The organism is Pseudoalteromonas sp. A41-2 (assembly GCF_015767615.1).
GTDB lineage: Bacteria > Pseudomonadota > Gammaproteobacteria > Enterobacterales > Alteromonadaceae > Pseudoalteromonas > Pseudoalteromonas lipolytica.
On the sequence record NZ_CP065231.1, the window covers coordinates 2,177,836 to 2,192,528 of the forward strand.

Below are 14,693 nucleotides of genomic sequence, written 5' to 3' on the forward strand. Positions count from 1 at the left end.
GCAATTAAACATGGTGCAAGTTAAAGCAATTAAAGCCTTTTCTGATAATTATATCTGGTGCATTGTAAATAATGACCAACAAAGCGCTTGGGTCGTTGATCCAGGCCAAGCAGACCCTGTCAATCGGTATCTTGATGAGCATAACCTCACCTTGGCAGGTATCTTAATTACACACCACCATTATGATCACACTGATGGTGTTGAGCCATTGCTCAAAACCAACCGTGACATTCCCGTTTACGGGCCAAGACACAGTCCGTTTAAAGGAATTAATCATCCGCTTTCAGAAGCAGACAAAGTCACGGTTTATGATCGCACATTTACAGTGCTTGCTACACCTGGCCACACTTTGGATCACATTTGTTATGTTAATGATGAATTGAGCTTTACGGGCGATACACTCTTTAGTGCTGGTTGTGGCCGCTTATTTGAAGGCAGTGCAGAACAAATGTGGCATTCGTTATGTAAACTTAAATCGCTGCCTAATGACTGTAAAATCTACTGTACCCACGAATATACGCAAGCCAACTTAGCGTTCGCTAAGGCGGTTGAGCCAACAAATGAAGCATTATTGACGTACAGTGATAAAATAGACGCATTAAGAGCGAATGATGACATCAGTCTGCCCACCACCATCGCCACTGAAAAACAGCTAAATCCATTTTTACGCAGTCATTTGCCCCACATAACTGACCAGTTACCCGACACGCTAAAAGTTAATTTTAACTTAAATGAACCTTGGCAACGTTTTGCTAGTCTCAGGGCGTGGAAAGATAATTTTTAAAACGTGTATTATCTTGGTTACAATTTTGTATTTTTAGATCAGTACGTTGTAAAAATAAGCTGACATAAATTGGTCATAAAGTGGCAATATGTTCTCTGAGCAGGTAATATTCGCCGAGTTTTTTTACCTGATGTATGGGTATATATGTATAAGTCTCCTTTAGTTTTAACGCTTGCGCTGGTTTTGAGTGGCTGTCAATTAACAGCAACTGACACTGCTGGGTCAGATAATGACAACCGTGTTGAGCAACAGCTTGCAGGTGCAAGCCCCAGTGACATCAATGATGCATTGATGCTCAACGCACAGTATCAGCAATTAGCTGATACTGATGAGCCCCCCCCAGTATTTGATGATGTATGGGAGCGTATTCGCTACCAGCTGTCTATTGATGTACCGCAAAATCGCCCTGTTGTCGCCGAGCGTAACTATTATGCACGCCATCAAGCATACCTAGATCGTATCGCCAAACGTGCCGAGCCTTATCTTTACTTTATTGTTGAAGAAGTCGAAAAACGTGAAATGCCTATCGAAATTGCACTGCTGCCAATTGTTGAGAGTGCATTTGATCCCTTTGGTTATTCACATCGCAGTGCATCAGGCATATGGCAATTTATGCCACAAACAGGCGAGCGTTTCGATTTAAAACAAAACTGGTGGTATGACGGTCGTCGCGACATCGTGCAATCAACGCGGGCTGCTTTAGATTACTTATCCTATTTGCACAAGACCTTAGAAGGTGACTGGTTAAATGCAATTGCAGCCTATAATTCAGGTGAAGGTCGTTTACTAAGAGCGATTAAAAAGAACCGTAAGAAGCATTTACCGACCGATTTCTGGTCGTTAGATTTACCCAAAGAAACCACCTCTTACGTACCAAAGCTGCTCGCACTTTCTGATCTTGTTAAACGTAGCGATGAATTTGGTATTAAGTGGCAACCGATTATTAATGCACAAGTTATCGATGTCGTTAACGTAGGAAGTCAAATTGATTTAGCCCTCGCTGCAGATATGGCAGGTATTAGCTTAACGGAGTTATACCGTTTGAACCCCGGTTTTAACCGCTGGGCAACCGATCCGAATGGGCCGCATTTCTTATTATTACCATCAGATAAAATAGACACCTTCTCTGAGAAATTGGCAAAAACAGAGCAAAAAGATCGTTTACGCTGGCAACAGTATGTTGTGGCGCGCGGCGATAGCTTATCGGTTATTGCGAAAAAGTTTTCAACCAGTGCGGGAGCGATTAAAACACTCAATAAATTGTCATCAAACACAATACGTGTTGGGCAACAATTATTAGTGCCTTTAAGTGATGGCGAAATTAACAGCCAACACCTGCCAGACTCTGTTCGCATGGCTGCAAATAAAGCAACGCGAAAAAAACTGAGCCATAAAGTAGCCAGTGGTGACACGTTGTGGGACATAAGCCGCGAAAACGATGTCACAATTGCTGAACTTGCTAAGTGGAATAATCTTAAGAAAAATGCAGTGTTACGTGTTGGTCAAACACTAACGGTGTATAAAGATGAAAAAACACAGCTTGCAGCGACTAAAACGACCGAGCGCACCATTACCTATAAAGTTCGCCGTGGCGATTCATTAGCACGTATCGCTGCTAAGTTTAATGTCTCTGTGGATGATATTATAAAGTGGAACTCGTTGGCTGGGCAAAAATACATTCAACCAGGCCAAAGGTTAAAATTAAGGGTCGATGTTCGCAGCGCCTAAGTTTAAACTTACTGCCAATAAAAAAGAGCGCCTAAGGGCGCTCTTTGCATCTCACATTTAGTATTTGTGTTTTAAGGCCCACAAATGCAGTAATTCATTAGCAATCGTGGCCGCCGCAATGGCTGTAAGCTCACTTTGATCATACGAGGGTGAAACCTCAACCACGTCCATACCCACCATATTAATGCCTTTAAGCGCTCTTAATATTTTTAACACTTTATCACTGGTTAAACCGCCACATACTGGTGTACCAGTCCCCGGTGCAAATGCGGGGTCAAGGCAATCAATATCAAAAGTCAGGTAAACAGGTAAGTCCCCTACTCGCGCTTTAATTTGCTCTGCAATCACATCTGCCGACAGGTCATTTGCTGCCATAGCATCAATGACCGCAAATTCATGTTTGCTCTGATCAAAATCAGTGCGAATACCAATTTGAATGCTGTGGTCAACGTCAATCAGCCCTTCCATCGGCGCATGATAAAACATAGTACCGTGGTCATAGCGTGAACCATTACTGTAAGTGTCTGTGTGCGCATCAAAATGCACCAAAGCCATTTTACCATGCTGTTTGGCATGTGCGCGCAGCAATGGCAACGTCACAAAATGGTCGCCACCTAAACCTAGTAACGTTTTACCTTGACGTAAAATTTGCTCAGCCGCTAATTCAAGCTGCGCAGTGAAATACTCAGGGTCGCCTACGGGGTAGGTAAAATCCCCTGCATCCGCTAACTTTAAGCGCTCAAACAATGGGAATGTCCAAGGGTATTTGGTTTCTTCCCATGCAAGGTGTACAGAGGCGCGGCGTATAGCGTCTGGACCTAGTCGTGCACCTGGACGCCCCGATGTTGCTAAGTCAAAAGGTAAACCTAATACCACGACATCCGCATCAATTGCAGTGATGTTTTGCACCATTGGCTGGCGTAAAAACGTCATGCCGTTTGAATATAACGAATGATCTGTATGGTCAAACAATGTCGACATTGCTTATAACTCTTCTAAATAAGTGTAACCGTTTAAGCCAGCTTGCAGCTCGTCTAACACGCTTTGCTGTTCAGTTTCTGGCAGTTTTGTAGCCACCAGCTGAGCATAAGACTGCTGGAAGCTCTCTACATCTAAATGCACATAACGCATCATGTCAGCCACCGAATCACCTTCGTTAATTTCAGTGATCTCAGCCTGACCTTGCTCATCCATTTTCACAATTGCGCTGTGTGTGTCACCAAATAAATTGTGCATATCGCCTAAAATTTCTTGATAAGCACCCACTAAGAAAAAGCCCATTAAATATGGTTTTTCTTCGCTATATGCAGGCACAGGTAGCGTACTTTCAATGCCTTGGCCATCCACATAGTGCTCCATGGCACCATCTGAATCGCACGTAATATCAAGTAGTACAGCACGTTTTTGTGGTGCTTCTGTTAAACCACTCAATGGCAAAACAGGGAACACTTGGTCAATACCCCATGCATCGGGTAGAGATTGAAACAATGAAAAGTTCACAAAAAACTTGTCTGCTAAACGCGCGTTCAATTCATCGATAATTGGACGATGAAAGCGGTTTTTATTATCCATGTGTTTGTTAAGTTCATAACAGACACGAAGGTTAACTTGTTCCGCCCATGCACGCTCTGTTAAATCAAGTAAACCCAGTGCAAACTGATTATGCGCTTCGGCTAAATCACTTTGACTATCATGGTAGATTTCAATCAACGCACGGTCGTCGTTATCACCACTTAGCTGTTGCCACGATGTCCACATATTGTTTAATAAAAGAGGTGCATCGGCCGCAGGCGCAAGAATATCTTCAGGCTCGTAGCTTTCAGTACCAATCACATTCGAAATCAATACCGCATGATGCGCAGTCAGCGCACGGCCAGATTCAGAAATAATACGCGGCATTGGTTGCTCATACTGCTTACAGGTATCACCAATGGTGTAAACAATGTTATTCGCATATTCGCTAAGACTGTAGTTCATCGAGTTATGTGATTGACTGCGTGTGCCATCGTAATCAACTGCTAAGCCACCACCCACATCTAAGCACTCTATTTGCGCACCTAACTTGCGCAACTCACAGTAAAAGCGTGCCGCTTCGCTCACGCCTAAACGTACGTCACGAATATTGGCCATTTGCGACCCTAAGTGAAAATGCACAAGCTGAATTAAATCTAATTGTTCAGACGCTTTTAAGCGATTTACCACGCTCAGTACTTGCGATGCCGATAAACCAAACTTTGATTTTTCGCCGCCACTCGCTTGCCACTTGCCTTTACCTTGTGACGCTAAACGAACACGAATACCAATACGAGGCTTCACGTTTAGCTCTTTTGCTTGGCTGAGCACCATGTCTAATTCAGATAGCTTTTCCAGTACGATGTAAACCTTATGACCCAGCTTTTCGCCGATAAGTGCCAGACGAATATACTCTTGATCTTTGTAGCCATTACATACAATCACTGCACTGGTTTTTTCTGCCATCGCTAAAACGGTCAGTAGTTCGGGTTTACTGCCCGCTTCTAAACCTAATTGTTTTTTCTCAACATCGGCTTGGCTTGCCACAATTTCCTCAACCACTTCGCGTTGTTGATTCACTTTAATTGGGTAAACAAGCAGGTAATCTCTCGGATAACCATAGTTTTCAATCGCCGTATTGAATGCCTGACACAGGCTGTGTACACGGTGATGTAAAATTTGAGGAAAACGCACAAGCGCCGGCAAACTTAAACCTTTGTCTTGTAGTTGCTGTGCTATATCGATAAGTGCAATGGTTTGCTCTGGGGCATGGGCCTTTGGCGCAACATACACATCACCTTGATCATTTATACCAAAGAATCCTTGGCTCCAATGACGAACATTGTAGCTCGTGCGAGCTTGTTCTAGTGATGTTGTCTCTTTCATCTATCTTTCTCTTTTATTTAATGGTGCCAAAATCGGCAAGGGTATTGCCGCGCATTAAAAGAAAAATAGTGACTTAAGTCCAACAAGTATTTTTACTCGTAACGAGTGATTTTTGATGTGAGAAACTGATTAAGTTGTAGATTACATTGGCTGAAGAATCAGCGTATTTAATAACGTGTTTAGTGCGTGGCGTTCTCAGCGCTTAACGTGAATAATTTCGTCAGCCTTTGCAGAGGAAGACCCTAACTGTCGCCACGCTTCATATTGCTCACCATTACGCCACGTGATACCGATATACTCTTGCCAATGTTCAAAGTCTTTACTTCTGTATTTTTCAACCCCACATCCTCCGGCACCAAAGGCAACACGACAGAGTTTAACAATCAGGTAGGTGCCATCAAACTCTAATTGGCGCGGGTTTTCAGTTGAACTGGAGCAAGTACTCAAAAAGCGAGGCGGTATTTTCAATATAATTCGCGAGGTAATTTCACCCTTGTCATTAAAAACACCAGTTACCGAATGGCATGAATTGAAATAAAAGGTATTACTGCCAACAACAAGGTCAGAAGGGCTGTGTTTATTACGTTGCTCGGGGGATACACGCACCGTGTCTGACTGTTTAGTATCGCCACATGCACTGAGTACAATAAGCGACAAAAAGCCAAACAGACGCGCACATAATTTAACTATAACAATAACCCCATAAATAATGTGATTAGGTTAACTCGTTATTGATTAAGCCCTAATTCCATAAATAAACTTTGTGGGTTTTCAGTGTAATTACCAAACGGCCCACAACGATGAAACCCCAAGTTCTCATACAAACTAATTGATTCTGTTTGCTTAGGGCCTGTTTCCAAGCGAATAAGGGGAATTTGTTGCTCTCCCGCATGATGCAGTAAAATTTGCATAATACGACGTGATAACCCTTTACCTCGATAGCTTGGTTTTACATACAAACGGCGAATTTCGCCATAAGGCGGATTCCCTTCTTGCATCACAATAGCACCGCAGGCAACAATACCATCCTCGTTTTTTAAGCCAATTGCATACACGTTAGGTTCTGCTAATTCTTCGACGCTTAATGATTGTGCGGTTGCAACTGGATATAAAGAGTTTATAAGTCGGTCTATATCAGAAAACACGTGTACTACTTCAGGATCATGTGGATTTAAATCGACTAACTGCATAAAACTCCCATCTTGAATATGTCATTTTTGTTAATTCTGTTAACAATAATATCGGATCATCGTCTGATCCTCTAGTGCTGTTTTCATTATTCGTTCTTATCGGTACGTATGACTACCATACTACCGTGTAGTTCCTTGCTATGTAACTGAAAAAACACTTTGTTACGGAAAAAGGCTGTTCAAATACAGTGAAAATCATATACTGCAAACACGAAGTAATAATGAGAGGTTATCGCGTGCAGTTTACTCAAGGTATGGAATACTTCTTTTCTGGCTTTAAATTAATTAGCCAAAAAGGGTTAAAACGTTTTGTACTTATTCCTTTATTAATCAACATCGTACTTTTTGGCAGCTCACTGTTCTTTTTATACGGCTGGCTTACCGATGGCTTTGCCTATTTAAACTCGCTGTTACCAGAGTGGCTTAGCTGGCTTGAATGGTTAATGTGGCCTATTGCCGTATTAGTGATTTTATTTAGCTACAGTATGTTGTTCACCGTCATCACCAATTTTATTGCTGCCCCCTTTAATGGCTTGCTGAGTGAAAAAGTCGAGCTATTTTTGACGGGTCAAAAAGTCAATGATGATGGGCTACTTGATACCATGAAAGATGTGCCACGCATGCTTGGGCGTGAATGGACAAAACTCTGCTATTACTTACCAAGAGCAATTGGCTTTTTTATCTTGCTATGGATTCTACCTGTTATTGGTCAGCTCTTATGGGTGTTGTTTACGTGTTGGATGTATGCCGTTCAATATGAGGATTACGCATTTGACAATCACAAAGTCAGCTTTAATGATATGAAAGATGATTTAAAAGAAAAACAAACTCTCTCTTATGGTTTTGGCCTTGCCGTTATGGTGCTTACAGCAATCCCCTTTGTTAATTTAATTGTGATGCCTGTTGCAGTCTGCGGAGGCACCCGTTTATGGGTTGATAATTACCGCAGTAAATACCGCCGTTAAATCTTAAAAGCCATTAAGCCAATAGTGACTCTATTGGCTTTTTAGTACCGTGTAATCGAGTTTCACCGGTAAAGGGTCTGAAAGACCTAAATCAGAACGCGGTTCTTCAAATTTACTAATAACCGCATCATACGTATTTTCGCCGATATTGACTGTGAACGGTTGTGCAAGCTTGGTAATTATTTTAAGTTCAGCGTGCTTGTTTTCTAATTCTAATAAGCCATCTTCCCGTGTTTTAACAAGTAAAAAATGCGCGCCATTTTCAAAGACAATACGAGCTTGATGAGATTGTCGGTGTTCTGCACGCCACTGCCCTTGCTGAAAAACAGTAATAACATCACTGACACCATCGGGCTCCAACAGACGCTCTTTTTTAAACTCACATTGTTCACACCCTTTTATTGATTCTGCTTGCCAATTAATCGGGTAACCATCAAAGCTAAGTCTTGATGACATTTGCCATGCAGAATCTGCAGCAGGCTTGCAGCCACAGAGCGCGAACATCACACTTATATAAACGAAGGACTTCATGGGTTTTCACCTTGTGATGTTCTTACTGCTTTGATCTCTTCTAATAAATAACGTGAAGGAGCTTGCTCTTCAATGATGTGTTGAACAGGCACTTGAGACACTTCTGATTGATCATTTTGAACAGTATTAATTCCTAAACGGTTACCCGAGAAAAAGGTATAAAAGCGCAGCTCAATAAGACTCCACTCATCGACATCACTCAACGTTGCAATGTTACTATCACCATTGGTGTCTTGGCTTAAGGTTTCAGTAAGATCTAAATTACAGTTATAGTCTATCGCAGTGGAACCTGGGTAGCCCAAGCCATTTGCTTCATTAATATTTGCTTCGTCGAGTGCATTTCCCAAACCATGAGAAAACGACATCACAAAGTTATCAGGCGACCCTTGTGGGCCATTGATAAGGTCGGCTGTTTGCACACCACAATTTGGGTTGTTTCTATAACGACTTGAATAATAACGGTCACCTTCATTATTTCCTATTGTCGCTAAACCGCGTAATTGATAAAGATAATTCATAATACTTAGATGGTTCGGCTTATAGTTCACGGCATTATTACCGCCATGATCAAGCCCTAAATTATGACCCAGTTCATGCATGATTGTCGCAGCCTGGTAGTTATAGGCTAAATTGGTTGAGATTTGATTGTCCAACGACAAGCCCCAGTTACCAAGGCTTATCATTAAATCGTTACCGTTAATTTCGGCAACGCCAGATGACCCTGCACTGCCATCAACATTGCGGCTATTCGCCATTAACATGTAATGAAAAATCGGTTTACGACGCATATCGAAATTAGCCATTTTATAATGAAATAAACTCTCAACGCCTTGGTTAAAGCTGTACGGTGTATATTGCCTAAAGATAACACGGTCACCGCCACCTAAATCATGATCAGCAGGTGATACCCCCTCAGCTTGGTGAAACAAATCACCCACATCAAAATGCACCACGATGTTTTCTGCAGCGAATGACGATGCCACTTTTTCAAGCGCCGTCCTGTGAGGTGTAATGCCTGCATCACTGCTGTCCATGTAATCTACTTCAATAAAGATATCTTTTTGATTTGCTCTGGCTCCCCAATCATAAAGTGGTAATCCAGCAAATGTTGAGCCTGGTTGCTCTGAGCAATCAGGAATACCGTCTTCGTCTTCATCTAACGAACACGTGATATCATTGACCCCCCCAGGAGTGGTAAAGGTGCTGTATGTCCAGTCGGTGGCACTATTCGTATCTGTGCTGCTCTGGTCACGCTTGATACTTGAGCCCGTAAAGTTCAAGATTGTGGGTGCCGCTCCCGTTTGCCATTGACCCACCGATGTCGGTTCCGTTGTATCATTTCCAAAGCGAACAAAGTCAATAGTTTGAGCTTGATCGCTCGTCAGTAATTCAATAAACCCATTCAAAAACCAATAAGGGCGAACGGTGGAACCAATGTCTCCAATAAAGGCAATGTATTTATTCTGATCAGCAGCATCATAAAATAATGAATCCCCAAAGCGGCTGTGAATAATCACATACTCACCGGCAGCAAGAATTTGATTAGGTAGAGTAAAAATCGTAGAAGCCGCAACGCTATTATCCGCGCTATCACGACTCTTAACCCTGACGCTGTAATCAACCAAATTCACATCACTGTTAGTGCCATTGTAAAGTTCAAACCATGGGGTGTCGTTCGTAAATCGAATCGCCACCACCTCGGTGATTTTTAAATCTTCGCTGCCCGTCGTAAATGTTGTAATAATCTGCGCAGACACGGGCGTATCGGCAAAATTAACTAAGTCACTGGTCAGCCTTAATTGATATTGTGTTGACTCACTCAAAGCAGCCGTAAATTCAGCACCGTTAAAGTATTCACTGGTATTCGCTTCTGGGCCTGATAAGACCAGTGAGCTAAGCGCTAAACAACTGTTAAAGTTATCTGCTGATAATTGCACTGAGCCAGTACACACCCCTTCATTTTCATTAAACGATAAGCTTGTGGTCTTCATCACGTCAGATAACGAAAATGAGATACGCGCGTTTGCACTCACTGCCTGACTGTTATCCTGTGGGCTCACATTCACGACAGTGGCTGCTGTTGTGTCTGTGATTGTAACGCTGACTGTCGCCTCGTTACTGTCAACACCATCTGATACGGTCACTTTGAAGGGGGCTTGAGCAATACTATTTTCTGCTGGCTGATATTGGTAATTAAAACGTGTCGCATTGAGCGTAGTGATGGTTGCTCCCCCAATGTCACTGGCAAAAGTAACCGATAACTCATCATCGTCAGCGTCACTTACGTTAACCGTGAAATCCCTCGGTTGATTAAACTCCGTAGTAAAGGCAATAGCGTCAATAGTGGGCGCTTTGTTAACATGTACAATCGTAAACGTCAGCGTTAACGATGATATCGCCCCCATGTCATCGGTTGCCGTGACTAACAATACGACCTCACTATTCACAGACACTTCGGGGGCAGTAAAACTAATTGCTTGGCCATTTTGAACAAAGTTTAGTGTGGGTCCACTTTGTTGCTGCCACGCAATTTCACTGACTGTGCCATCAGTGTCGGTCACAATAACACTGATTGACGCCTCAGTGAGCTCGGTAATATTGGCAATAGGGTCAGCCGTAATCACAGGGGCTAAATTTACAAAATTTTCAATCACGACATCATATTCGGCCAAGCGTGTAGCCCCGTCGTTATCTGTAACCGTGACTTGAAAACGCACACGGCTATCTGCATCGACTTCAGGGGCTGTAAACATCAATTCGCTCCCACTGGCAGTAAATGAAGTTGTAGGGCCTGATACTTGGCTCCAACTGTAATTTGTAATGCTGCCATCGCTATCAACGGCAACCGCACTTAATGTGCCCTCCACCCCTTCTCGGATTGTTTGCTGCCCAGAAATTGATACTGAAGGAGCAATATTGGCACTGACCACAACACTAAAATCTGTGCTTGTTTGCTCACCAAAGTTATCTGTCACGCGCACAGTAAATGCCAATTCTGTATTACTGCTCACTGAAGGGGTCGTAAAACTGATTTCACTACTGCCATTACTAAATACCACACTTGGCCCAGCTGTTTGACGCCAGTTATAACTCAGGACTTCTCCGTCAACATCGGTGGCATTTGCACTGAGTGTTATTATATTGCTAGAGGGAGAGGTTTGTGGGCCCTGTACAACGATACTCGGTGCTTGGTTAACATTAACAATGGTCGCTGTATACGAGGCGCTGGCTGTCGCACCTTGATTATCAGTCACGGTGACTGAAAAACTGATGGGGGTATTTTCGTTTACGGCGGGAATAGCAACAGCGAGTTGCTCATTACTGCTGGTTATACTGACTGTAGGACCGCTTGTTTGCTGCCATGTAAAGCGGCTAATAGAGCCATCTGAATCACTTGCTGATGCCGCAACCGTCAGTGTAGAAAGTTCATTGACTTGGCTGTTGCCCGACACCGTGACTTGTGGCGCTTGGTTGCTGGCAGATGCAGGCTCATCGCTGCCGCCTCCGCCCCCACACGCGGTTAAGAAAATAGGGAATAAAATACACAACCAAACCGTTACTATTCTATTCCCCATTTTGCTATCCTCTATTTAACTGTATAGGCTTTGCGGCACCTTTGTGACATTTAAATGAACCGTAACCTCTTCACGGTCATGGTATAAATGTTTTGCCTGAAGCTCATAACTAACACCGTATTTTTCAAGCTCTTCCTTAATCATCTTTAAACATTCATAAACACTGTCGAAGCGTTTTTTCATTGGCAGTTTAAGATTAAAAATAAGCTCTTTTGCGTATGCATTCACGGCCCAATCAATCATAAGATTAGTAACTTTTGCTGGCTTTTCCACCATATCACATACTAACCAATGAATATTTCGCTTTTCAGGACGGTATTTAAAGCCATCAACACGGAAATGTTTTACTTGTCCAGTTTCCATTAGAACATCGTTCATTGGGCCGTTATCTATGGCACTAACAAACATACCACGACGAACCAATTGGTATGTCCAACCACCCGGACACGCCCCTAAATCAACGCCTCGCATTCCTGGCTGCAAACGGTCTTCGGCTTCATGAGGCGGAATAAACACATTAAACGCTTCATCAAGTTTAAGAGTTGAACGGCTTGGTGCGTCATTTGGCATACGCAGGCGTGGGATACCCATAAAAAATGGCGAGTTATTAAAAGTATACGAATACCCTACATACGCAGTGTCATTACTTAAAAAGAGTACATGCAGCACAGGCTTTTTATCAGCAAGTTCACGCGTAACCGTCGCGCGTTTTTCGAGGGCTTTTTTTAGCGGTGTCGAAATCTTTTTACAAAATTTAGACAACTCTTTACCTTCATTGGTATCTGGGGTTTCAACTCGTAAGTCCCCACAGGATGGAAAATCAACGGTTGCATTCACAATCGCACTGACCCTGTCTTCAAGCGGCATGTTATCGACTAAAGTACCGGTAAACCATTGGCGGGCAAAGACCATGTTTTTGAAATCTATTTTTTTTATGATTTCATCGCCATGGCTCGGATCAAAACATTCATAGACGACAATTCCAGTGTTCGGCTTCGTTTTTACATAGCCCGCAAACCCTTGTTCCGCAGCCTGAAAAGTGATTTCAGCGGCAGCGTCGCTTTCAAAACCACTGCGACAATAAATAACAACACTCGACATAGATAACCCTTAAAATTTATACCGTGCGGCTTGAACTAATAAAATAGTCCAACCAATAATAAAGCACACACCGCCTAGGGGTGTGATTGGACCAAGCCATTTCGCACCTGTTAATGCGAGTAAATATAGGCTGCCACTAAATAACAAAATACCGGCGATAAAAAAGCCACCAGCCCAACTTAAGTTCATTCCCCACTTAATTAAAATCGCGATGGCGATTAAGCCCAAACCGTGCACCATTTGATATTCTGCAGCTGTTTTAAAAATACCTAATGCATAGTCGGATACGCGGCTTTTTAAACCATGCGCAGCAAACGCGCCTAGCACAACCGACAGCATGCAAAACAGACTCCCCGCGATTAAATAAAATTTGATCATTGTGAATCTCCATCAATCAACTTAAGTATAAATTGGGCCGCAAGGTTCGCAGCGTGTTGTAAGTTATCGTCTTCAGTTAAACCACTTTTCTTACGCGGTTTTAATGAATGATCACCGTCTTTTAGCCAGCTAATTTCTGGCGGATTATTCATTTCAAGCTCGGCTAATTCTTGCTGATTACCAAAAGTATCGCGTTCACCTTGAAGTACTAAAAAGGGGCATGGCATATCGATGAAGTGATCGATACGAAGCTTGTCGGGTTTTCCGGGAGGGTGAAACGGGTAGCCAAACGCAACAACACCAGCAATCTCTATAGCGTCCTCTTGTGTGCAAAGCATAGAAGCCATTCTACCGCCCATCGACTTTCCGCCAATAAATACAGGTAAATCTGGCTGACGATGCGCTAACACTTCAGCAAAATAAGCCAGCAGCTTAGGGGCACGATCTGGGGGCCTGCGTTTATTGGTCTGTTTTGCGATTTGCATATACTGAAAGTCAAATAACGCCACATCAATCTGATGCTGGCTAATTAACGTTGCCATATTTTGCATGAACGCTGAGTCACTTCCCGCCCCTGCGCCATGAGCAAATATAAACTGTGCACGAGCATCACCCGTTGCACTTTTAAACCACTGTAACATGTTAATACTCTTGTTCTTGTTCAACTAAGCTCAGCATCCAGTCTTTGAAAGAAACTATTTTTCCCAGTTCTGTTTGCGATTCGCGTATCACTAAATAATAGGCATTTTTACTTTCTAATGAGTGATTAAACGGAATCACTAAACGCCCGGCATCAATATCGGGTTTTGCTAAGACACTATTCCCAATTGCCACGCCTTGACCATGCACTGCCGCTTGGAGCACCATTGATGAGTGACTAAAAATAGGACCTTGGTTTACTTGGACATTACGCACTCCGGCTGTTTTCATCCACGTTTTCCAATTTTTACGCGTTGTGTCATGCAACAGAGTATGGTTAGCCAAATCACTCGGCTGATTTAAAGGCTTAGGCCCTGTTAGCAGCATGGGACTGCATAACGGCACAAGGTATTCTGTGTGTAACTTGTAAGTTTGTACGCCACTCCAATGACCACGACCATAGTAAATGGCAATGTCTACATCATCAGACAATGAATTTTCGTCTTGGTCTTGTGCTTTTATTCGCACATCGATTTCAGGGTGTAACTCATTAAATAAACTAAGCCTTGGCACCAACCATTGAATAGCAAAACTGGGCGTTAAACTAACCGTTAAAGACCCTTTTGCCCCGCGTGCTAGTAACTTTTCAGTGGCATCAATCAGCTGAGTAAATATCTCTTTAATATCGAGAAAGTACCCTTGCCCTTCTTCCGTTAATAATAGCGAACGATTTTTACGAAGAAATAATTTAAGGCCTAAATGCTCTTCCAGCGTTTTAATTTGGTGGCTGACCGCGGCTTGTGTCACATACAGCTCTTCAGCTGCTTTGGTAAAACTCAAGTGACGCGCTGCAGCTTCGAACGCTTTTAGTGCATTTAAGGGAGGGACACGACGAGACATAAAC

The 14,693-nt window shown here is 42.9% G+C and carries 13 protein-coding genes; 3 read left to right on the forward strand and 10 right to left on the reverse strand.

Annotated elements, in window-relative coordinates; all coding sequences use genetic code 11:
- Nucleotides 1-10: 10 nt before the first annotated feature.
- Complete coding sequence (gene gloB, locus IT970_RS09915; protein WP_074989270.1) at nt 11-784, forward strand: hydroxyacylglutathione hydrolase; 774 nt, start codon at nt 11-13, stop codon at nt 782-784.
- A 144-nt stretch (nt 785-928) separates the two neighbouring features.
- Complete coding sequence (locus tag IT970_RS09920; protein ID WP_196857286.1) at nt 929-2,512, forward strand: LysM peptidoglycan-binding domain-containing protein; 1,584 nt, start codon at nt 929-931, stop codon at nt 2,510-2,512.
- Between the two features lie 57 nt (nt 2,513-2,569).
- Here the strand turns inward: IT970_RS09920 and speB are convergent, their stop codons facing one another.
- From speB to IT970_RS09940, 4 genes are all read right to left on the reverse strand, one after another.
- On the reverse strand, nt 2,570-3,493 hold the full coding sequence (speB, locus tag IT970_RS09925; RefSeq protein WP_036967455.1) for an agmatinase: 924 nt from the start codon (nt 3,491-3,493) through the stop codon (nt 2,570-2,572).
- 3 nt (nt 3,494-3,496) lie between these two features.
- Nucleotides 3,497-5,410, reverse strand: a complete 1,914-nt coding sequence (speA, locus tag IT970_RS09930; protein WP_065979330.1) for a biosynthetic arginine decarboxylase — start codon at nt 5,408-5,410, stop codon at nt 3,497-3,499.
- Nucleotides 5,411-5,605: 195 nt separating this feature from the next.
- Nucleotides 5,606-6,067 carry a hypothetical protein gene (locus tag IT970_RS09935; RefSeq protein WP_075593693.1) on the reverse strand — a complete coding sequence of 154 codons (462 nt, stop codon included), beginning with the start codon at nt 6,065-6,067 and terminating at the stop codon, nt 5,606-5,608.
- Between the two features lie 71 nt (nt 6,068-6,138).
- A complete protein-coding gene (locus IT970_RS09940) occupies nt 6,139-6,600 on the reverse strand; it encodes a GNAT family N-acetyltransferase (RefSeq protein WP_036967450.1) in 462 nt (153 codons plus the stop codon).
- 254 nt (nt 6,601-6,854) lie between these two features.
- Between IT970_RS09940 and cysZ the strand changes: the two genes are divergently transcribed.
- Entirely contained in the window at nt 6,855-7,565 is a 711-nt protein-coding gene (gene cysZ / locus IT970_RS09945; RefSeq protein ID WP_174403856.1) for a sulfate transporter CysZ, read from the forward strand.
- Between the two features lie 30 nt (nt 7,566-7,595).
- Here cysZ and IT970_RS09950 read toward each other — a convergent pair whose 3' ends face one another.
- Genes IT970_RS09950 through IT970_RS09975 form a run of 6 tightly spaced genes read right to left on the reverse strand, consistent with a single transcriptional unit; the run spans nt 7,596 to nt 14,689 of the window.
- Nucleotides 7,596-8,096 (reverse strand): hypothetical protein, encoded by a 501-nt coding sequence (locus IT970_RS09950; RefSeq protein ID WP_036967447.1) that lies wholly within the window; start codon nt 8,094-8,096, stop codon nt 7,596-7,598.
- On the reverse strand, nt 8,093-11,671 hold the full coding sequence (locus IT970_RS09955; protein ID WP_196857287.1) for a PKD domain-containing protein: 3,579 nt from the start codon (nt 11,669-11,671) through the stop codon (nt 8,093-8,095). Before IT970_RS09955 ends, IT970_RS09950 begins: the two co-directional genes overlap by 4 nt.
- 15 nt (nt 11,672-11,686) lie before the next feature.
- A complete protein-coding gene (gene rlmM, locus IT970_RS09960; RefSeq protein WP_196857288.1) occupies nt 11,687-12,772 on the reverse strand; it encodes a 23S rRNA (cytidine(2498)-2'-O)-methyltransferase RlmM in 1,086 nt (361 codons plus the stop codon).
- A 9-nt stretch (nt 12,773-12,781) separates the two neighbouring features.
- Nucleotides 12,782-13,150 carry a DUF423 domain-containing protein gene (locus IT970_RS09965; protein WP_065979333.1) on the reverse strand — a complete coding sequence of 123 codons (369 nt, stop codon included), beginning with the start codon at nt 13,148-13,150 and terminating at the stop codon, nt 12,782-12,784.
- On the reverse strand, nt 13,147-13,791 hold the full coding sequence (locus tag IT970_RS09970; RefSeq protein WP_196857289.1) for an alpha/beta family hydrolase: 645 nt from the start codon (nt 13,789-13,791) through the stop codon (nt 13,147-13,149). The genes IT970_RS09965 and IT970_RS09970 overlap by 4 nt, the downstream gene beginning before the upstream one ends.
- Nucleotide 13,792: 1 nt before the next feature.
- Nucleotides 13,793-14,689: a transcriptional regulator GcvA gene (locus IT970_RS09975; protein ID WP_036967434.1), complete on the reverse strand. Its 897-nt coding sequence runs from the start codon at nt 14,687-14,689 to the stop codon at nt 13,793-13,795.
- Nucleotides 14,690-14,693 lie beyond the last annotated feature (4 nt).

What these genes read in the sequence shown, in the direction of transcription:
- gloB (WP_074989270.1), top strand. Translation starts at nt 11, where the DNA reads ATGGTGCAAGTTAAAGCAATTAAAGCCTTTTCTGATAATTATATCTGG.
- IT970_RS09920 (WP_196857286.1), top strand. Translation starts at nt 929, where the DNA reads ATGTATAAGTCTCCTTTAGTTTTAACGCTTGCGCTGGTTTTGAGTGGC.
- speB (WP_036967455.1), bottom strand. Translation starts at nt 3,493, where the DNA reads ATGTCGACATTGTTTGACCATACAGATCATTCGTTATATTCAAACGGC.
- speA (WP_065979330.1), bottom strand. Translation starts at nt 5,410, where the DNA reads ATGAAAGAGACAACATCACTAGAACAAGCTCGCACGAGCTACAATGTT.
- IT970_RS09940 (WP_036967450.1), bottom strand. Translation starts at nt 6,600, where the DNA reads ATGCAGTTAGTCGATTTAAATCCACATGATCCTGAAGTAGTACACGTG.
- cysZ (WP_174403856.1), top strand. Translation starts at nt 6,855, where the DNA reads ATGGAATACTTCTTTTCTGGCTTTAAATTAATTAGCCAAAAAGGGTTA.
- IT970_RS09950 (WP_036967447.1), bottom strand. Translation starts at nt 8,096, where the DNA reads ATGAAGTCCTTCGTTTATATAAGTGTGATGTTCGCGCTCTGTGGCTGC.
- IT970_RS09955 (WP_196857287.1), bottom strand. Translation starts at nt 11,671, where the DNA reads ATGGGGAATAGAATAGTAACGGTTTGGTTGTGTATTTTATTCCCTATT.
- rlmM (WP_196857288.1), bottom strand. Translation starts at nt 12,772, where the DNA reads ATGTCGAGTGTTGTTATTTATTGTCGCAGTGGTTTTGAAAGCGACGCT.
- IT970_RS09965 (WP_065979333.1), bottom strand. Translation starts at nt 13,150, where the DNA reads ATGATCAAATTTTATTTAATCGCGGGGAGTCTGTTTTGCATGCTGTCG.
- IT970_RS09970 (WP_196857289.1), bottom strand. Translation starts at nt 13,791, where the DNA reads ATGTTACAGTGGTTTAAAAGTGCAACGGGTGATGCTCGTGCACAGTTT.
- IT970_RS09975 (WP_036967434.1), bottom strand. Translation starts at nt 14,689, where the DNA reads ATGTCTCGTCGTGTCCCTCCCTTAAATGCACTAAAAGCGTTCGAAGCT.